Origin of the sequence: Paractinoplanes ovalisporus (assembly GCF_016834655.1) — a bacterium.
Lineage (GTDB): Bacteria > Actinomycetota > Actinomycetes > Mycobacteriales > Micromonosporaceae > Actinoplanes > Actinoplanes ovalisporus.
This window is the reverse complement of the sequence record NZ_JAENHP010000015.1, coordinates 124,032-141,275: the sequence shown is the minus strand read 5'-3', so window position 1 is coordinate 141,275 and position 17,244 is coordinate 124,032. Positions and strand designations below refer to the sequence as shown.

Sequence of the window (17,244 nt, the reverse complement as noted above, 5' to 3'; positions counted from 1 at the left end):
CGTTGAGTCTCGCCCCCGTTATGCCCACGGGCGCTATCTCTCTCATCGGGTGATGCAGGCGGTGGCCACCCGATCGGATGCATGACGGCGGTACCGGTTGCGCCCAAGGCCCCCTCACAACCTTTCCCTTATGACGGAGATGGAGGGGTTAGCAGTGATTCTCGTGGACTGGACGCCCGTACTGGTCGCGTTTGCGCCGCTGGCGGTGTCCGTTGTCGCCGACATTCTTGGCCGCTTCCGGCGGACGCGTAACGCATCGGTCGTCAGAGCGATGAGCACCTTGACCGCGCAACTGGCCGCCGCCGGAACCGGCGGGACGGTCACCCATGTGGACCGGCGGGGCTGCCGCTGGGTGGTCACGGTCGGCGCATCAACCGGAGCTAGCGAATCGTGAACGCCGGCCATCGCGACGATGAGAAGCGTCGTCAGCTCAAAGGGCTGATCCACCGCTACCACACCAGGATGGTGCGCTGGATCGCCTTCAAGACCGGCGACCGTGAGGTGGCCGAAGAGCTTGCTCAGGAGGTGTGGGAGCAGGTGTGGAAAGGGATCCGGGTGATCGTCGACCAGAAGGATCCGTGGCCGGAACTGCGCCAGATCAGTTACGACCGGGCCCGTACGCGTGTGCAGATGCAGATCCGTCGCAGCAGGAAAGTGCCGCCCGCGGAAAGCGCCTACGGGGACGGGCCGGCGGACGAGGACTCGATCAACTCCGCCGACGTCCGGCTTGACCTTTGCGCGGCGCTGAGTGAGCTGACTCCTCGTCAGCAGCAGGCGCTGTATCTGCGCTATACGCAGGACCTGAACACCGCCGATGTCGGACGGGAGATGAACATGACTCGCCAAGGTGCGGCTGCACTGCTGGGAAAGGCCCGGGAGGCGCTGAGGTTGTCGCGCCGGCTGCGAGGGTGGAACGACGACGAACAGGTGAGCTCGTGACGTTCGAAGACCGGAAGTTGACCGAACTCGACGACGCGCTGCGTGAGCTCGGCGCCCATGCCAGGGTCACGCACACCCGAGCCGAGCTCGACTCCGTGTACGAGGCGGTTCTGGCTCGGGTCGCGCCGGTGGAAGAGCCGCAGACACCCGCGGTGCCGAGGCCGCGGGGGCGCGAAACGCCGCGACCGTCACGGAGCCGGTCCGGCTGGCTCGGCGGTGTCGGCCTGCTGGGGGTAGTGGCTTTGACGGTGGCGGTGGTCGCGGTTCCGCGGCCGTTTGTCCTCGACAGTCACCTCGCCGGGCGTCCGCCGGTGCCGCCGGTCGCGAGCAGCCTTCCGCAGGCGGCGCCGGTTTCGCGTGCGCCGGTGGCCGGCACCACGCGGCCTCCTCAGCATGAGGTGTCGAGCCCGTTGCGGAGTGATGCCGGTCCCGTCTCCGCGCCACAGCCGACGCCGTCGTCATTCCCTGAACCTGCCGTCACCTCGACCCGCACCCGCGACGTCGAAACGGAGCGCCCGATCACCGCGCTGACTCGTGTCTCGGTGGCCTTGGGGGCGGCGACGGTCTCCCCGGCTCCACAGAAGGCGACGTGCGCCGAGGGCCTGACGATGACGTTCGTGCAACCGGTCTCCCTGAACGAGCCCGGCCGGCTCACCTACCGGTGGCTGCGGTCCGACCAGGCCATCGCGCCAGACAAACACCTCGACTTCATGTCTGCCGGCACGCAAGCCATCACCACGACCTGGCAGCGCTGGGGCGAGGCGGGCGAAGTGATCGACGGCTGGCAGCAGCTGGAGGTTCTGGCGCCGGACGCTCAGAAGGGCGAGCGCATCACCTTCCGTGAGGTGTGCCCGGCGAACGGCTGACGGCGGAGATGACCGTGAAGGCCGACAAGACAACACGCTGGAAGGTGGCCCGGCTCAGTCGCGGCCGGCGCCGAAACCGGGGCGACCCGCTGCCCATTGGGGCTGGAGGAGGACGGCGCGACGGGGCCAGCCCCGCTGCTCCACGAGGTGACGCTGCACCAGCCGGCACGTGTCGCTCTCGCCGGCCACGTAAGCGACGCCCGGCCGGGCCGGCAATGTCAGCTCCTGCACGGCGCGCAGCAGCACCCGCGACGCCACGGCTGAGGCGCCGCCCCGGTGGACCCACGGCAGGGGAGTGAAGGCGCCGAAATCCGGCACCTCGTTGGCGGCGTCGGTGGTTTCGAAAACGCCGTACGTCGGAGCCTCGTGACCCAGGGCCGCCCGCATGGCCAGCAGCGGCACCGCGCCCGTCTCGTCGCCGATGAACAGGTGGTGGGAGGCCGTCTCGTCCAGCGTGATTTTGCTGCGCGGGGGCTCCACGGTGACGCGGTCGCCCACCGCCACCTCGCGGGCCCACGTGCACCCGGGCCCGCCGGCGTCGTGCAGCGCGATCCGCAGCGTCACCGAGGCCGCCCCAGGATCATGCCGCCACAACGAGTAGACCCGCCGCTGCGGAACCTGGACCACCAGGTGGGCGCCGGGCCGGCAGCGCAGACGGCGCAGTTCCGGGCCGATCAGCTCGATCTGCCGGATGTGTGCGGCCACGTCGGACACCGCACGCACCCTGGTCATCAGGGCGGTCTGCCGCGAATAAGGCATCAGCGCGGCACCGGGAGGAGGGGACAGGGCATCAACAAGGCTCCGGGAGGAGGGGACAGGGCATCAACAAGGCTCCGGGAGGAGCGGACAGGGAATCAACAAGGCTCCGGGAGCTGGACGGCCAGGAACTTGGGGGCCTGCATGCGGTAGCTGTCGGTCACCAGCTCGGCGATCTCGGTCCAGTCGGTGTGGTCGCCCAGCACGGCGGCGGCCACATTCCGGCCCCACGGCGCCCGGAAGAACGGGAACGCGGCGGTCAGGCCGAGCAGGTCGTCGGCGGGCACGCGGAACGTCATGACGATCGGGGGCTCGCCGTTGACGACGTGGCGGGCGTATTCGGAAAACCGTACGGGATCGGGGGTGTAGACGTGGGCGACGGTGCGGGTGCGGATGCGCCAGCGGAGGCCGATCCAGGCCGGTTCCTCGTACGCCTCGGGGAGCCGGCGGCAGATCGGGCGCAACCGGTCGAGGATCTCGGGTGGCACGTCTCCTGGATGGGACATGCGCCGACCCTAACGAGTGGGTACGACAAGACGGCCCCGACGGCGGGGGACGACAAGAACGGCGGCCTACTTCAAGGACCCATGAAGCTCCACCGGCCGGGGAGCGCGGGCCGCGGGGATCCGTACGGGGGAAGGCATCGGCCCGGCCGCCAGCAGCAACCGGCGACTCAGCGGCCGCTCGACGTAGCGGTGCACCAGGCAGGCCAGGCCCAGCATGAGCACGGTCGTAGCGGCGACCACGACCCAGACCGGCAACGCGGTGTGCACGTACGCGGCCCGGATGACGATGTGGCCCAGCTCGTTGTGCAGCAGATAGAGCGGATACGTCAGGGCGCCCGCGATCGTCAGCCACCGCCACTGGATACGGTCGGTGTGACCCAGCGCGACCGCCAGCAGCACCGCGAAGGACAGCGTGACGATCAGCAGGCCCGGCCACGACGGGACCGGGAAACCGGCGTTGACGTCGTGCATCCGGTCGTCGACGCGGGCCAGGCAGACCAGCCAGGCGAACCCCGTGATGCCGTACAGGAGAGGGGTGGGTCCGAATTTGTGGATCAGGAACAGGGCCATGCCACCGATGAAGTAGGGGGCGTAGTCGCTGATCGTCAGCGCGTTCAAGGCGGGGCTGCCGAGGGTGGGCGCGAGCACGGCGACAGTCATCCACACCGTGCACAGCAGCACCGCCCGGCGATAGGTCAGACCGCCCCGGGCCAGCACGAACGCCATGATCAGATAGAACTTGAGCTCGATGAACAGGGTCCAGTAGACGCCGTCGACCGGGTCGTGGCCGAGGGGCTGCTGCATCATCGTCAGGTTGACGGCGAGGTCGAGCAGGCTGGGCCGGTCGTCCGACAGGGGAAACGCCATGACCGCCAGGCCGGTGATCACGACGGCCGCCCAGTAGGCGGGGAACAGCCGGCTCACCCGGGAGGCGAAGAACTGCCCGAGCGTGCGGCCCCAGCTGCTCATGCCGATGACGAAGCCGCTGATCAGGAAGAACAGTTCGACGCCGAGGAAGCCGTAGATCGTGACGTGGACCGTGGTGGGCAGGAAGTACTCGGGCAGGCGGACGCCGTCGATGCGCCACGCGACGGTGTAGTGGTACGACAGCACGGCCAGGGCGGCGAGCAGGCGCAGGCCGTCGATCGCGGCCAGCCGGGGGCGGGACCGGGCCATCAGAGCTTCTCCAGTCTCAGCGCGTACGCGTCGAACTGGCCGATCCCGCTCAGGATCACGCGGACCGACCCGGCCGAGGGCACGGTGATTTCGAAGTCACGGGCCACGCCGTCGTCGGTGCATTGCAGGGTCTGCTGCTGGTCGACCGTCTCGTTCACCATGACCGTCACCGGGAGCGGCGCCGGGCCGGCGCAGCCCACCCGCAGCCGGTAGTTGCCCCCGTCCGCCTCCAGGCCGACGTCCTGGTCGTGCTCGGCCATCACGTCGGAGTGGCTGGCGCCGGGCACGAGGGCGGCGGCGATCTCGGTCTTGTCAGCCCGGCCGCGCCAGAGCATGTCCGAGGCGTACGTGGAGGCGGACGCGCTGGCGGCGGGCGTGATCGTGCCGTCGAGGTTGCGCTGGCTGACGATCCAGGTGCCGCCGACGGCGATCACGACGGCGGCGAGGGCGGCCGCCCGCACGGTGGCCCGCCGGTGCACGGTGCGCCGGGCGGCCTCGGCGCCGGGCGGCCGCACCTGGGGCAGGGTGTCGCGGCGCAGGTCGTCGAAGAGGGAGTTCAGCGGGTCAGGCACGGCGGACCTCCTCCGAGGGCTGGTGCAGCTGGGCGGCGAGGCCGGTGCGGCCGCGATGCAGCCAGGACTTGACGGTGCCGACGGCGACGCCTTCCCGTTCGGCGATCTCGGCCACGCTCATGTCGCCCAGGTAGTGCAGGACCACCGCGCGGCGCTGCACCGGCGGCAGCGCGGCCAGTGCCTGCACCAGTTCGATGCGCACGGTGGTGGGGCCGTCGACCACGGGCTCCTGCGGTCGCTGGCGGCGCAGGAACGACAGCGCCGTACGGGAGCGCCGCCAGCGGCTGACCGCCAGGTTCCAGGCGACCCGGCGCACCCAGGCGACCGGGTCGTCATAGCGCGAGACCTTCGACCAGCGGCGCAACGCGCGGCAGAACGCCTCCTGGACGACGTCCTGGGCCTCCTGCCGGTCGCCGAAGTACGCGTACAGCTGCACGGTCAGGTCGGCGAACTGGGCCGCGTACACCGCGTCGAAGTCCGCCGAGACATCATCGGCCGGCATCGTCGTCGGTGCTCCCCTCGTCCGGGTCCTGCGTCGTGATCGTCACGGCGACTACACGCGTCACCGGCGATCAAGGTTGCACCTGATTTTTGCCCGTCTACCGCCGGATGCTTCCCGAACACCGTGTATTCACGTTCGTCAAAGCCCAGTACCGTGAGAGCGCTCTCCCCGTTCCCCCAGACTCGGAGTCCGTCCCTGATGAAATCCCGACGAAAACTCGTCTCCTCCTTGGCCGCGGCCGCGCTCGCGGCCGGAGCCGGAGTACTTGCCGTGACGTTGACCAGCACTGCCGAGGCGGCCACGGTCGGCGCCGGCAGCTACACCGAGACCCTTCCGGCCGGCGCCAAACTGCCCACCGGTTGTGGCGCCATGTCGACCAACCCCCGCCAGTACGTCACCTCGAACGCCCCGGGCGGCGCGGTGCCCACCAACGACTGGTGGTCCTCGCTGCTGTTCAAGAAGGGCGACGACTGCAACTTCTCGCAGCCGCTGTTCGCGGGCCCGGCGTCCTACCGGCCCACCGCGAACGGTCTGGGCCTGTCCTACCAGACCGACGCGGCCATCAGCGGCAGCGGCACCGGCGTGGGGGAGTACCACTACCCGTACGCGCAGCACATCGTCGTCGGCGTGGCCGGGCTGAACGCACCCCGCGCGCTCGTCGACGGCTGGAGCGACTGGACCGTCACGCCCAGCTGGACCGACGGCGCCCGCACCATGAAGGCCACGATCGGGCACGGTCTGCCGCTGTCGTACTACCGCATCACCGGCGGTGACGCCCAGCTGAGCATCGTCGGGCCGCCCACGATCTGGCAGAACGGCAACGGACGGATCGGCTTCTCGATCGGCGGGCACGACTACGTGGCGTACGGCGCCCCGGGGTCGACCTGGACGCAGTCGGGCAACAACCTGCGCTCGACGCTGAACGGCCAGGGTTACTTCTCGGTCGCGGTGCTGCCGACCGTCTCCAGTGCGAGCACGGCCGACAAGATCGCGCTGGCCGACCAGTACGGCACCTACGCGCACAACCACGTCACCGGCACCCGCATGACGTACAGCTACAACCAGGCCAACGGCACGGTCTCGACCACGTACGCCTTCACCACGCAGAACCTCGGCGGCAGCGGCGGCAACGGCACGGTCATCGCGCTCTACCCGCACCAATGGCGCTACCTGTCCGGATCAACCCCGCTTTCCCGTACGTACGTCTCGCCGCGCGGCGCCATGAAGATCGTGCTCGGGACGCAGTTCCAGACGTCGATGAAGTATTCGGGTGTGCTGCCCGAGCTGCCGGCCGTCGGCGACTCCAGCGGCGCCGACCTGACCCAGATCACCACGCTGCTCACCAACGAGCTGAACAACCCGGCCGACTTCAAGGGCAACGACACCTACTGGACCGGTAAGGGCCTGGGCCGGGCGGCTCGGATCGCCGAGATCGCCGACCAGCTGAACATCACGTCCGTACGGGACTCGGCTCTGAACGTCATCCGCACGCGTCTGACCGACTGGTTCACGGCGTCGGCGGGCAAGAACGAGCGGGTCTTCTACTACGACAAGAACTGGGGCACGCTGATCGGCTACCCCGCTTCGTACGCCTCCGACGAGGACCTGAACGACCACCACTTCCACTACGGCTACTTCATCGCGGCCGCGGCCACCCTGGCCAAGTTCGACCCGGCGTGGGCCTCGACCTCCCGGTACGGCGGCATGGTCGACCTGCTGATCCGCGACGCCAACAACTACGACCGCAACGACACCCGGTTCCCGTACCTGCGGGACTTCGACATCTACGCGGGTCACGACTGGGCCTCCGGGCACGGCGCGTTCGGTGCGGGCAACAACCAGGAGTCCTCGTCCGAGGGCCAGAACTTCGCCAACGCGCTCATCCAGTGGGGTCAGGCCACCGGCAACACGGCCATCCGCAACGCCGGCATCTGGATCCACACCACGCAGGCGGCGGCGATCAACGAGTACTGGTTCGACGTCCGCAACGAGAACTTCCCGGCCAACTGGGGCCACAACTACTCGGCCATCGTGTGGGGGTCGGGCGGGGCGTACGCGACCTGGTTCTCCGGCGAGCACGAGATGATCGTCGGTATCAACATGCTCCCGATCACGGGCGGCCAGCTCTATCTCGGCGAATACCCGGCGGCGGTCCGGAACACGTACGCGGAAATGGTCCGCAACAAGGGCGGCGAGCCGACCGTGTGGCGGGACATGCTGTGGCAGTACCTCGCCCTGGGTGACCCCGACGCGGCGATGGCCAAGTGGCGGGCGGCCGGCAACTACACGTCCGAGGAGGGCGACAGCAAGGCCCACACGTTCCACTGGATCCGCAACCTGCAGGCCCTCGGCCAGGTGGACGCGTCGGTCGCGGCCAACCACCCGTTGGCGAAGGTGTTCAGCAAGAACGGCGCCAAGACGTACGTGGCCTCGAACATCACGAACAGCGCGCTGACCGTGACGTTCACCGACGGGCGGACGCTCGCCGTCCCGGCCGGCAAGACCGTGGCGAGCGGCGCGGTGAACTGGTCCGGCGGTAACGCGACCGGCGGCGGTGTTTCTCCGACCACTCCGCCGACGACGCCTCCCACTACTCCGCCTACTACTCCTCCGACCACTCCGCCCACGACTCCTCCGACGACCCCGCCCACGACCACGCCGCCGACCGGCACGGCTTGGGCGGCCAACACCTCGTACGCCATCGGTGCCGTCGTCACCTACAGCGGCGTGCGGTACCGCTGCATCCAGGCCCACACCTCGCTGGTGGGCTGGGAGCCGCCGAACGTTCCGGCGCTCTGGCAGCGGCTCTGAGCCGTCCCGCTGGGGCGGTGGGCATTCACCGCCCCAGCGGGACCCTTTCTCACTTGCTCAGCTCAGCTCGACGCGGGCGATCGCCTTTTCGGTGAGACTGCCGAGCCACAGGGTGTCGCCGTGCCGCCGCACACCGGTGGCCATCACGTAACGCCCGGCGGGACCGTGCAGCGCACGCAGCACGGTCCCGTCGCCGTCCACCTCGGCGGCGATCGTGTGCGGCAGCGGTTGCGGCTGCAGGCGGACCGGCAGCACGGCCGCGATCCGGCGCAGCATCGGATGTGGCAGCAGCTTCTCGGCGAGCGCCACCCGCGGGCTGGCCAGCGCGATCCAGTAGGTGCCGTCACCCGCCGACGACATGTTGTCCGGATAGGCGGGCAGGTCGTCCAGCACCGTCTTCGCGCCGCTCGGCAGGGCGAGCCGGACCAGGGTGTGTGACACGGTCTCGCACAGCAGCAGCGCGTCCTCCGACGGCGTCAGCGCGATCCCGTTGGGGAAATAGAAGCCTTCGGCCACTACGTCCGTACGGCCGGAGCCCGGCTCGTAGGCCAGCACGCGCCCGTTGGGCCGATGTTCGAGCAGGTCGCGCCGCCAGTGCGAAACCGGGAACCGGGTGGAGCTGTCGGTGAAGTAGACCGTGCCGTCCCGGGCCACGGCGGCGTTGTTGCACAACAGGATCCGCTCGCCGCCGACCCGGTGCGCGAGGTCGGTGATCGTGCCGTCGTCGGTCAGCCGCAGCAGCCCCCGGTAGGCGTCGCAGACGATCAGGCTGCCGTCCCGCGGATCGACCTCGATGCCGAGCGGCCGCCCACCGGTGTCGGCCACCAGTTCCGGCACGTCACCGGCGTGTGCGTCGGGCCGCCAGCGCCAGATGTGGCCCTGCTCGGTTCCCGTGTAGATGTGACCTTCCGGCCCGACCACGACGTCTTCCGGCCCGTGCCCGTCCGGCAGTTCCAGCTTCTCGACCTCGTCGAGCCGCGTGTCGTCGGGCGCCCACACGCCGTCCAGCGGCGGGGGAGTGGTCGCGGGTAGCTTCGCCGGCCGGATGAGCCACGGCGCGGGCGGACGGGGGATCGGCATCCTCGCATCTTCGCCGCACCGGCCGCGCCACGAAAGTGGCAGCCCGTGCTCACCGTGCTACGTTGGTGCCGTTGCAGTTCTGATTTCCTTTTGGACGTGTTCTCTCGACGCCTGACGGGTCTTTGAGCCCGCTCGGCGTCTTTTTTGCTTTCACGGGGCGATCACGGCCGCGACATGTCCTTCCCAGTTTGAGAGGAAGTAGCACATGGCTACTGGCACCGTGAAGTGGTTCAACGGCGACAAGGGCTTCGGCTTCATCACGCAGGACGGTGGTGGCGCCGACGTGTTCGCCCACTTCTCCGCCATCGCGACCTCGGGCTACCGCAGCCTCGAGGAGAACCAGCGCGTGGAGTTCGACGTCGAGCAGGGCGCGAAGGGCCTCCAGGCGGCCAACATCCGCCCGCTCTGATACGGGTGTGACGGCGGCCGGTCACCCCTGGCCGCGGATACGCGATCGCGTGATCTTCCAGGGGTGACCGGCCGCCTCGTCATCGCACCGCCGCCGGCGGCAGATCAGTCGATCGATCCCAGGTCGTCCAGGCCGGCGCCGAAGTACGGCAGGGTGGACAGGTCGATCTTGGTGGCGTCGGCCGGGGCGTCGATCGGGGCCGGGTCGCTCACCTCGAGGCGGGCGGCCACGCGGCCGGTCGCGCCGTCGACGAACTGCAGCACGTTCATCTCGGCCGCGGTCAGCTTGCCGTTGTCGATCCACAGGTCGAGCACGACCGGCTTGTCGGCCGGGGCCTTCTTCGGAAACTCCGACGCCATCGACGGCTGGACCGCCGCGACGAACCGCTTGGCCTCCTCGTACGCCTTCGTGGTGGACGAGGTGACGACGAGGTGCTTGTCGTCGTTGCTGTCCCGCACGACCTGGGCGCCCTCGAGCAGGTTGGTAGCGCTGGTCGTGAACTCGGCCAGGGCCTTCTCCTGCTCGGCCGTGGTGCCCTTGGCCGGCGTTTCGGTGAGGGCGGACGGGTCGAGCGAGACCCACTTGCCGTTGAAGAAGGCGTCGTAGTCGCTGCCGCCGCCGCTGAGCTCCTTGACCTCGGCCGGCGTGGCGCCGAACTTGGCCGCGAGCTCGGTGACCGGCGCCTTGACATAGACCAGGCCGCCGACGAACCGGACCTCGGTGCCGCTCACCCCGTCGATGGTGGCGGCCAGGCTGGACTTGTCGTCCTCGGTGCCGGCGCCACCCTTGTCGTACGACATGGTGATGGACGAGTTGAACATCTGCTTGACCACGGCGGCGTCGGCGTCCTTGCCGGCCGCGGCGACCAGATCGTCCGGGTTGCCGGTCAGCTTGAGGGTGAAGCCGGCCTGCTGGGCGTCGGCCAGCTGCTGAGCCGCGTTGCGCAGCTCCAGCTTCGGCTCGAGCGCCTGGAACTGCTGGGCGGCACAGCCACCGAGAAGCGCGACGGTGGCGACACCGGCGAGAAGAGTACGCATTGATCCCCGTTTCGATAAAGGCTGATTCAGCGTACGGGGGCGGATCAACCCGGTTTCCGACCGGCTTCGCGGCAACCGAGGGGCAACCCCAAGGCTTTCCCGTACGCAACCAGGCGCCCCGAAGCTGGTCGAGTGACCATCGCCCTCGCCCGGCACCGCTCCGCCGCCTGGCAGCTGTGCCTGGCCGCCGCGCCGGTCGCCGTTCTGCTCTACTACGGCCTGCTGCAACTGGGCAGCGAGTGGGCGGCCGCGGCCGTGGTCGTCTACGGCAGCGCCAACGGCCTGCTGGGTCTCTGCTCACTGGTCGCCGCCCGCCGCCACCCGGCGCTGCGGCCGATGCTCTATCTGCTCGCCGCGGGCGGCCTGTCCTCGGTCGTGGGCGACCTGATCTTCTACACGCTGGCCCTGCGCGACGGCGAACCCCCGTTCCCGAGCGTCGCCGACCTGTTCTACCTGGCCCTGTTCCCCTTCGTAGCGGGCGCTTTCCTGGTCGTCATCCGCCGCCGCACTCCCGGCTGGGACGCCGCCAGCGTGATCGACGCGGCCATCGTCACGGTCAGCGCCGGCTACCTGACCTACGAGTTCGTGATCGCCCCGACCACCCGCGTCACCACCGGCGACCTGGCCTCGATGGTGGCCGTCGCCTACCCGGTCGGCGACCTCATGCTCATCACGGTCGGCGCCCGGCTCATGCTCGGCGCCGGCCCCCGCACGCTGCCGCTCAAGCTGATCGGCGTCTACCTGGGCGCGCTGCTCTACGCCGACAGCACGTACAGCGTGCAGACCCTGGCCGGCTCCTACCGCACCGGCAACTACCTGGACGCCATCTGGATGGTCGGCTGCTTCCTGTTCGCGGCCGCGGTGCTGCACCCCGACCTGCCGAAGATGGCCGAACGTTCCCCGACCGCCACCCCCGACGCCACTCCGGCCCGCCTGCTGCTGCTGGCCGGCGCCGCCGTCATGGCCCCCGGCAGCATGATCGTGCAGTACCTGCGCGGCGACGCGCCGCACGTCGTGGTCGGCGCGACCGCCTGCATCGTGCTCATCCTGCTGGTGCTGGGCCGCATGGCCGGCCTGGTCGGCGCGCAACGGCACACCGCGATCACCGACGAGCTGACCGGCCTGCGCAGCCGCCGCTTCTTCGTCCAGGCGCTGCGCTCCGAGACCACCCGCCGCGGCCGCTTGAGCTTGCTGCTGCTCGACGTCGACCACTTCAAGAGCGTCAACGACACTTTCGGCCACGACGGCGGCGACCGCGTCCTGACCGAGGTGGCCCGCCGCCTCGCCGACTCCGTACGCGGCGACGACCTGGTCGCCCGTTACGGCGGCGAGGAGTTCGCGGTCCTGCTACCTCGAGCCGACGAGGCCCGAGCCGCCGAGATCGCCGAACGCATCCGCGAGCGGATGGCCCGCGATCTGATGCCGGTCGGCGACGGCCGCACCCACCGGGTAACGGTCTCGATCGGCGCCGCCACCATGCCCACCACCGCCCCCGACGAGGCAACCCTGATCCGCCGCGCCGACGAGGCCCTGTACGCAGCCAAACACGCCGGCCGCAACCGGGTGGTCACCGCCCAGCCGGCCACGGAAATCCTCAACAACGAGCCCGTGGCAGTCGATTGAGCACTCGTCGATCACCCGCGCAACGCCAACCCAGGGATGTCGTGATGAAGAAGGCCGCTCTTTTCCTCGCCCCGCTCGTCGCCGCGAGCATGATGGCCGCACCGGCCCAGGCAGCCGGCCACTCCATCCTGGTCGGAATGACCGCGGCCCAGGTGGAGGACGCCAACTCCCGGTGCGGGGACGACGCGGCGATCCGGACGACGGTCAAGCTGCGCAAGAAGCACATCGCTTCTTTCCTGGCGGTGGACCTCTACATCGGCAAGACCTGGAAGGGTTCTCGTACTCACGATGTCGACGTGGACGGCAAGACGAAGGTCTCGTTCCTGACCTGCGTGCCCTACAAGATGTTGTTCAGCCCCAAGACGGGTGCGTACTACAACACGAAGATCATGGTCACGACGATGCCCCGCTCCCGCGATTCGCGGACGGCGACCATCAAGCAGTTCGACGACTGTTGAACCAGGGTCATCCTCCCTGGGCGCGTCGCCTTGAGCGGCGCGGCGAGTGCCTACCGGCCGCTCACGCCCGTTCGCCAACTTCAGCGCTCACAGGCGATGACCGCCGTTTCTGCCCACGCCGGCTTTCCGGTTGGTTCGACGGCGCATCCAGAGCAGCCCAGCGATCTGGACGACAAGACCAAGGGCCATGCCACCCGATGCCGGCTGATGGCATACCGTTTCGCGGTGATCGATACCTCGACTGAGCTTTGGGACCCGCCGCCGTCCCGGCCCAGCCTCGCGCCCGCTTGGATCGGCGCGTCCCTTTCCTCCGTGATGATCCTCGCGCTCGTCGCCGCGGGTGGCGTGGTCGTCTATGCATCGAACGACGAACGCTACCGCGAGACCGGTGACGTCTGTTCCCGTCTCGACATCTCGGCCGTCGCCGCTCGCCTCGGCGATCCCTCGCTGCGACCGCGGCCGTCGGTGAACGCCGGTGCCTGCGCCTACGTCGTCGAGAACAAGAACGGCCTCTGGGCCGGCTACGGCAACGTGCAACTCGCGTACGGCGCGAACGCGGCCGCTGCGTGGATCGGGTGGCGATACAACAAAACCGAGGGGAGCCCGCGCGATGTCCCGAATCTGGGACGAGCCGCGCGCCTCGACTCGCAGGCAAGGAACGTCGACGGCACGGCGGTCTGCTCCGTGCACCTCGACGTGCTCGACTCGAACCTGAGGCTCACCGCCAGCCTCGGCACCGACGCCGACATACCGTCGCGTCCGTGCGACGACTTGGAAGCGCTCGGCAACGCCATGATCGAAAGCACCCGAACGTCCCTGACCCGCCTCGCCGAGCGCCTCTGACCGCGGGTCAACACTGACTGGTCACGGCTCAGCCCGCCGTTTGACCCCCATCGCTGGTCGGCGTCGCTGCGGCACGCCCCGCTGCATCACCGCAAGCCGCCAAGCCGAGTGTTGGCGAACGGGCCGGCCAAGGGTGGAGCCGAGCCGAGACCGCGCGTTGTATGCGGCGGATCCGGATGCCGACCACTCGGCGGCGGCGGTACGTAGCACTGGGGGCGCCGAGCCGCGTATGCGCGGACAAGGGGGCGACATCAGCCAACTGCGGGTCGGCTTCCCAAGCCATGATCAGCCGATGGCGGCCCGGCACCGTCGGCGTATAGTGCGGAGCCGATCTTGATCGGATGACGACTGCCCGAAGCTTGAAGGAGCACGATGTCAAGCTCGGTCCGCCGACGGGCACACACGGTGACCGCTGTCCTGGCCGCCCTGGCCGCCCTGGCCGGGTGCAGCGCCACGACGAGCGCCGACGAGACGCCGCAGCCGCTGACCGACGAACAAGCAGGCGCGGCGTGCCGGCGCAGCCTCACCGAGCTCAACGGCGAGACCGCTAGCCGGCTCAAGCAGCGCTTCGTGGCCCACGACGGTGACAATCAGATCCGCGTCTACGTTTCCGAACCCGACGAGTGGATCAGCACCTGCCGGGTCGGCGCCGCCGGGGTAGAAGAGACGTTCGGCGGAAGAACGAACGTCGGGCCACCCGACCGGATCACCTTCTACGGCGGGGCGGACGCAGTACTCAAGGCACACTTGCTGGTCGGGCGCCTGCCCTCCAAGGCGACCTCGATCACGGCATCACTGCCGTCCGGTGCCACGCTCACCGGCTCCACCGACGGCAACTTGTTCGTGATCTGGGCGCCAGGCACCGCGGTCGAGGGTGCCCAGCTGACCGCACACGCCGCGGACGGCACGACGGTCACCACCGGGACGGCTCCGGGCCTGGGCGACTGAACGCGGACGCGTGCGGCGTCAGCACGCGCGGAACGCGGCAGATCCGGATGTTGCCGGCGCCGGACGCTCGGGCTCATGCTCTTTGATCACGCCGGTGGGCGACGTACCCGCAACCGCCCGCCGCCCCACAGGGCCGAACGGGTAGGCGCCCGCGCCACACAGTGCTGGTTCGGGCCCGGCGCTGACGCCACCGATGAACTTCATCAGCGGAGAGGTCAGGTAGGGATCGTCCAGGCGAGACAGAAGCAGCAACACCCGCCGCATCCGAGCAAGATCGCAGCGCCAACAATCCTGCCGATTGACATGTCGAGCGCCCGACCCCTAATGAGGCCGGACGTCGGGTCCACGCCGTAACCACCGCAGCTCTCACACAGCGAACCGAACAGCAGCGGACTCGGGTTGCGGCCGGAGCCACCGCAGACAGGGCATTCCGGACCGGTGCCCGGCGACAGCGTCGTTACCTGCCCCGCGTACGTAAACGCCTCGAAGGACAGAAGCGCAGCGAGCGGCCCCAGCGTCGCAATGACCACATAGCTGAAAATTACGGCATCCCCAGCGTTCTTGATTCCTGCCGAATCGGTGCACACCACCGCCGGGGCGTTGCTGGGAACGCCGTTGAAGCCTGTGGCCTTGGAGATCTTCTCCAAGGCGTCGTTCCACAAGGCGGTGCCGTTAAGCCAGTCCGGCAGGGCCGCGGTGACAGCCTTTGTGGCCGGGTACAGCGCGTCGAGCCAGCCCGGTATCGCGTTCAGACTCGCGAGCACAAAACCGACGATATATAACCCCGCCAGCACCTCCACAAAGACGCCCGCGACTCCATCAACGCCGCGGAGCACGACCGGCCAGCGGTGCCGGTGAAACCGCTGCGACCAGCGCCACTCCAAATTCCACAGACGTGCGAAGAACATCAACAAGACGAATGCGAACAGGAATGTCGCCAGGAAGACTGGCCACGCGTACTGCGCCCTGCTGCATCGGTCGGTGTACTCCGCTACGGCGCGAGCTCCGATCACAGACGCGATCCCGGTGGCTAGTCCACTGATGATTAGTTTGGCGGGTGCTTTTACCACGAACCCGCCCAGCCACCCCTTATACCCCACCCGGACCAGGAAGGCGAGTGGCAGCAACGTCGTGAGGATGAATCTAAGCAGCGCTAGTCCGACATTACCCAAAGTGTCAAGCATGTGCGGGTGTCCCCACGTCGCCGTTAACATTGATGGCGCTGGCTGCCTGCGGCTGCCATTGCTTCGGGCTGCTTTCCGCCGCGGGCTGCCACCGTTGTGTCTTGGCACCAAATGTGTCTCTGATGGACCTATGGTGCTGTAGCGGCCCGAATCTAGCTAGAGTCGCGTAGGGATCGTCACCGTAGAACCGCCGCTGCGACCAATCCTTAGCTTCGCGATCCTGTAGTAAATAATTGTGGGAATCGTCAGTAATCGCCGCCTGTTGATATTTTTTGGTGCCATTCATGTTAGGAGTACTGAACTACGTGAAAGGCGTTGCAGGGATGGGCCGGTGGGCTAGACTCACCCTCCGAACGAGCGAGGGGGGGTCGTCCGTGTGCCGGCCCGTTCCGCAGGGCGCTCCTCGCAGTGGTCGCAGGCCGCCGACTCGAGGTGCGGCCAGTTACGCCGCAGTATGTTGCCCGAACTGAGCCATTACCGGGCGGAGAAGCAATCACAAAAATATGCCGCGGTCTTGGGCTTAGCACAGCTCCGGCGCCAAACGGCATGATCGGTTCCCTCGACAAGAGATGATCAACCAAGGGCGATCTCATGATCCACCGGGGCTCATCAGCCAGCCGCACAGGTTAAGGAACAAGCCCGGAGATGGTCGATCTGGCCGGGTTCGGTCATTGCGAGGGTTGAAATTTGCGAAGCGCCCGGCTCCTGGCTTGATCAGGTTCACTGTTCTCGGCAGATCCGTCCGTGTGGTCAAGGCGGGCGCCGCGACAGCGGAGTGTCGTGGCACGGTGGTCGTCGATGACGATCGCGCCTGAACGAGGTGACCGCCGGCGCGTCCGGTAGCGGTAATCGTCGGAGCGCGCCGGTACCGTGAAACCGTGCCAAAGATGGCCGTGCAGGACGTGACCGGGATTGTCGGCGGCCTCGCTGCTGACGGGATCACCGTGTGGGTCGACGGCGACTGACCCGGCTCCGAAAGACCTTCTCGACGTTCATGCCCTGGCCGGCAAGTTCGGCTACGAGATACCCCCGACCCACACCGGCCCGTCCGAAGGACCCGCAGACGCCGGCCTGACGGAAACGTAGCGACACCACCGTCGAGCATCTTCGGCGCCGGAGGCGTGCGGCGGTCTATCGTCCGGGCATCCGGCTGCGGTCGTGAGTCGTGTGTGTCCACGCCTGCAGCAACTCCACCGCCAGCCAGTGGCCGTATTGGCGGGCGAGGCTCAACGCCGTCGCGCCGTCGTGCATGGTTGCGCCGGGGTCGGCTCCGCGGGCCAGCAGGAACGCGGTGGTGTCGACATGGGCCTGCTTCCCGCTCTGCGCCGCGCCGTCGCCCTCCATGTCCACGGCGTGAATGAGCAACGTCATTCCCTCCGCGTTCGCGTCTTCGATGTCCGCGCCTTCGTCGAGCAGCTGTCGCAGACGCGGCAGATCCCCGAACTCCACGGCGAGGTGGGCCGGTGTAATGGACGGATCACGGTCGACGGTCACGACCAACGAGGATACGTCCGGGCGGCGCGGCAACGGGGTG

The 17,244-nt window shown here is 68.6% G+C and carries 18 protein-coding genes; 9 read left to right on the top strand and 9 right to left on the bottom strand.

Going from position 1 to position 17,244, the window contains the following annotated elements; translation table 11 throughout:
* Positions 1 to 130 precede the first annotated feature (130 nt).
* From JIG36_RS34310 to JIG36_RS34300, 3 genes are read left to right on the top strand one after another with little or no spacing between them, the layout of a single operon-like run.
* The gene (locus JIG36_RS34310) at positions 131 to 394 is read left to right on the top strand and encodes a hypothetical protein (protein WP_236048712.1); all 264 of its coding nucleotides are present in this window, start codon (positions 131 to 133) and stop codon (positions 392 to 394) included.
* Positions 391 to 939, top strand: coding sequence for an RNA polymerase sigma factor (locus JIG36_RS34305; RefSeq protein WP_203380570.1), 549 nt, complete (start codon positions 391 to 393; stop codon positions 937 to 939). The genes JIG36_RS34310 and JIG36_RS34305 overlap by 4 nt, the downstream gene beginning before the upstream one ends.
* Positions 936 to 1,805, top strand: coding sequence for a hypothetical protein (locus tag JIG36_RS34300; RefSeq protein ID WP_203380569.1), 870 nt, complete (start codon positions 936 to 938; stop codon positions 1,803 to 1,805). Before JIG36_RS34305 ends, JIG36_RS34300 begins: the two co-directional genes overlap by 4 nt.
* A gap of 54 nt (positions 1,806 to 1,859) precedes the next feature.
* On the opposite strand, the gene JIG36_RS34295 is transcribed toward JIG36_RS34300, so the two are convergent.
* The 5 genes from JIG36_RS34295 to JIG36_RS34275 all read right to left on the bottom strand — a co-directional run bounded on the left by JIG36_RS34295 (position 1,860) and on the right by JIG36_RS34275 (position 5,317).
* Positions 1,860 to 2,537: a siderophore-interacting protein gene (locus JIG36_RS34295; RefSeq protein ID WP_203380568.1), complete on the bottom strand. Its 678-nt coding sequence runs from the start codon at positions 2,535 to 2,537 to the stop codon at positions 1,860 to 1,862.
* 122 nt (positions 2,538 to 2,659) lie between these two features.
* A complete protein-coding gene (locus JIG36_RS34290) occupies positions 2,660 to 3,067 on the bottom strand; it encodes an MmcQ/YjbR family DNA-binding protein (protein WP_203380567.1) in 408 nt (135 codons plus the stop codon).
* A gap of 66 nt (positions 3,068 to 3,133) precedes the next feature.
* The gene (locus JIG36_RS34285) at positions 3,134 to 4,243 is read right to left on the bottom strand and encodes an acyltransferase family protein (RefSeq protein WP_203380566.1); all 1,110 of its coding nucleotides are present in this window, start codon (positions 4,241 to 4,243) and stop codon (positions 3,134 to 3,136) included.
* A complete protein-coding gene (locus JIG36_RS34280; protein ID WP_203380565.1) occupies positions 4,243 to 4,815 on the bottom strand; it encodes a hypothetical protein in 573 nt (190 codons plus the stop codon). The genes JIG36_RS34285 and JIG36_RS34280 overlap by 1 nt, the downstream gene beginning before the upstream one ends.
* Positions 4,808 to 5,317, bottom strand: coding sequence for a SigE family RNA polymerase sigma factor (locus JIG36_RS34275; protein ID WP_203380564.1), 510 nt, complete (start codon positions 5,315 to 5,317; stop codon positions 4,808 to 4,810). The genes JIG36_RS34280 and JIG36_RS34275 overlap by 8 nt, the downstream gene beginning before the upstream one ends.
* Before the next feature lie 198 nt (positions 5,318 to 5,515).
* On the opposite strand from JIG36_RS34275, the gene JIG36_RS34270 reads away from it, so the two are divergent.
* Complete coding sequence (locus JIG36_RS34270) at positions 5,516 to 8,128, top strand: glycosyl hydrolase (RefSeq protein ID WP_203380563.1); 2,613 nt, start codon at positions 5,516 to 5,518, stop codon at positions 8,126 to 8,128.
* A 57-nt stretch (positions 8,129 to 8,185) separates the two neighbouring features.
* Here the strand turns inward: JIG36_RS34270 and JIG36_RS34265 are convergent, their stop codons facing one another.
* On the bottom strand, positions 8,186 to 9,208 hold the full coding sequence (locus tag JIG36_RS34265; protein ID WP_203380562.1) for an SMP-30/gluconolactonase/LRE family protein: 1,023 nt from the start codon (positions 9,206 to 9,208) through the stop codon (positions 8,186 to 8,188).
* 205 nt (positions 9,209 to 9,413) lie between these two features.
* Between JIG36_RS34265 and JIG36_RS34260 the strand changes: the two genes are divergently transcribed.
* The gene (locus JIG36_RS34260; RefSeq protein ID WP_203380561.1) at positions 9,414 to 9,617 is read left to right on the top strand and encodes a cold-shock protein; all 204 of its coding nucleotides are present in this window, start codon (positions 9,414 to 9,416) and stop codon (positions 9,615 to 9,617) included.
* 104 nt (positions 9,618 to 9,721) lie between these two features.
* Here the strand turns inward: JIG36_RS34260 and JIG36_RS34255 are convergent, their stop codons facing one another.
* The gene (locus JIG36_RS34255) at positions 9,722 to 10,654 is read right to left on the bottom strand and encodes a hypothetical protein (RefSeq protein WP_203380560.1); all 933 of its coding nucleotides are present in this window, start codon (positions 10,652 to 10,654) and stop codon (positions 9,722 to 9,724) included.
* 132 nt (positions 10,655 to 10,786) lie between these two features.
* On the opposite strand from JIG36_RS34255, the gene JIG36_RS54355 reads away from it, so the two are divergent.
* The 4 genes from JIG36_RS54355 (at position 10,787) to JIG36_RS34235 (ending at position 14,526) form a co-directional block, all read left to right on the top strand.
* Positions 10,787 to 12,277 (top strand): GGDEF domain-containing protein, encoded by a 1,491-nt coding sequence (locus tag JIG36_RS54355; protein WP_203380559.1) that lies wholly within the window; start codon positions 10,787 to 10,789, stop codon positions 12,275 to 12,277.
* 44 nt (positions 12,278 to 12,321) lie between these two features.
* A complete protein-coding gene (locus tag JIG36_RS34245) occupies positions 12,322 to 12,735 on the top strand; it encodes a hypothetical protein (protein ID WP_203380558.1) in 414 nt (137 codons plus the stop codon).
* Positions 12,736 to 12,831: 96 nt separating this feature from the next.
* The gene (locus tag JIG36_RS34240; RefSeq protein ID WP_236048711.1) at positions 12,832 to 13,578 is read left to right on the top strand and encodes a hypothetical protein; all 747 of its coding nucleotides are present in this window, start codon (positions 12,832 to 12,834) and stop codon (positions 13,576 to 13,578) included.
* 405 nt (positions 13,579 to 13,983) lie between these two features.
* Positions 13,984 to 14,526, top strand: coding sequence for a hypothetical protein (locus tag JIG36_RS34235; protein ID WP_203380556.1), 543 nt, complete (start codon positions 13,984 to 13,986; stop codon positions 14,524 to 14,526).
* 215 nt (positions 14,527 to 14,741) lie between these two features.
* Here the strand turns inward: JIG36_RS34235 and JIG36_RS34230 are convergent, their stop codons facing one another.
* Together JIG36_RS34230 and JIG36_RS34225 are read right to left on the bottom strand one after the other, a co-directional pair.
* Complete coding sequence (locus tag JIG36_RS34230) at positions 14,742 to 15,710, bottom strand: hypothetical protein (RefSeq protein ID WP_203380555.1); 969 nt, start codon at positions 15,708 to 15,710, stop codon at positions 14,742 to 14,744.
* Positions 15,711 to 16,841: 1,131 nt separating this feature from the next.
* Positions 16,842 to 17,204: an ankyrin repeat domain-containing protein gene (locus tag JIG36_RS34225; protein ID WP_236048710.1), complete on the bottom strand. Its 363-nt coding sequence runs from the start codon at positions 17,202 to 17,204 to the stop codon at positions 16,842 to 16,844.
* Positions 17,205 to 17,244 lie beyond the last annotated feature (40 nt).

What these genes read in the sequence shown, in the direction of transcription:
- JIG36_RS34260 (WP_203380561.1), top strand. Translation starts at nt 9,414, where the DNA reads ATGGCTACTGGCACCGTGAAGTGGTTCAACGGCGACAAGGGCTTCGGC.
- JIG36_RS34275 (WP_203380564.1), bottom strand. Translation starts at nt 5,317, where the DNA reads ATGCCGGCCGATGATGTCTCGGCGGACTTCGACGCGGTGTACGCGGCC.
- JIG36_RS34245 (WP_203380558.1), top strand. Translation starts at nt 12,322, where the DNA reads ATGAAGAAGGCCGCTCTTTTCCTCGCCCCGCTCGTCGCCGCGAGCATG.
- JIG36_RS34290 (WP_203380567.1), bottom strand. Translation starts at nt 3,067, where the DNA reads ATGTCCCATCCAGGAGACGTGCCACCCGAGATCCTCGACCGGTTGCGC.
- JIG36_RS34270 (WP_203380563.1), top strand. Translation starts at nt 5,516, where the DNA reads ATGAAATCCCGACGAAAACTCGTCTCCTCCTTGGCCGCGGCCGCGCTC.
- JIG36_RS34255 (WP_203380560.1), bottom strand. Translation starts at nt 10,654, where the DNA reads ATGCGTACTCTTCTCGCCGGTGTCGCCACCGTCGCGCTTCTCGGTGGC.
- JIG36_RS34230 (WP_203380555.1), bottom strand. Translation starts at nt 15,710, where the DNA reads ATGCTTGACACTTTGGGTAATGTCGGACTAGCGCTGCTTAGATTCATC.
- JIG36_RS34295 (WP_203380568.1), bottom strand. Translation starts at nt 2,537, where the DNA reads ATGACCAGGGTGCGTGCGGTGTCCGACGTGGCCGCACACATCCGGCAG.
- JIG36_RS34285 (WP_203380566.1), bottom strand. Translation starts at nt 4,243, where the DNA reads ATGGCCCGGTCCCGCCCCCGGCTGGCCGCGATCGACGGCCTGCGCCTG.
- JIG36_RS34265 (WP_203380562.1), bottom strand. Translation starts at nt 9,208, where the DNA reads ATGCCGATCCCCCGTCCGCCCGCGCCGTGGCTCATCCGGCCGGCGAAG.
- JIG36_RS34310 (WP_236048712.1), top strand. Translation starts at nt 131, where the DNA reads ATGACGGAGATGGAGGGGTTAGCAGTGATTCTCGTGGACTGGACGCCC.
- JIG36_RS34240 (WP_236048711.1), top strand. Translation starts at nt 12,832, where the DNA reads ATGACCGCCGTTTCTGCCCACGCCGGCTTTCCGGTTGGTTCGACGGCG.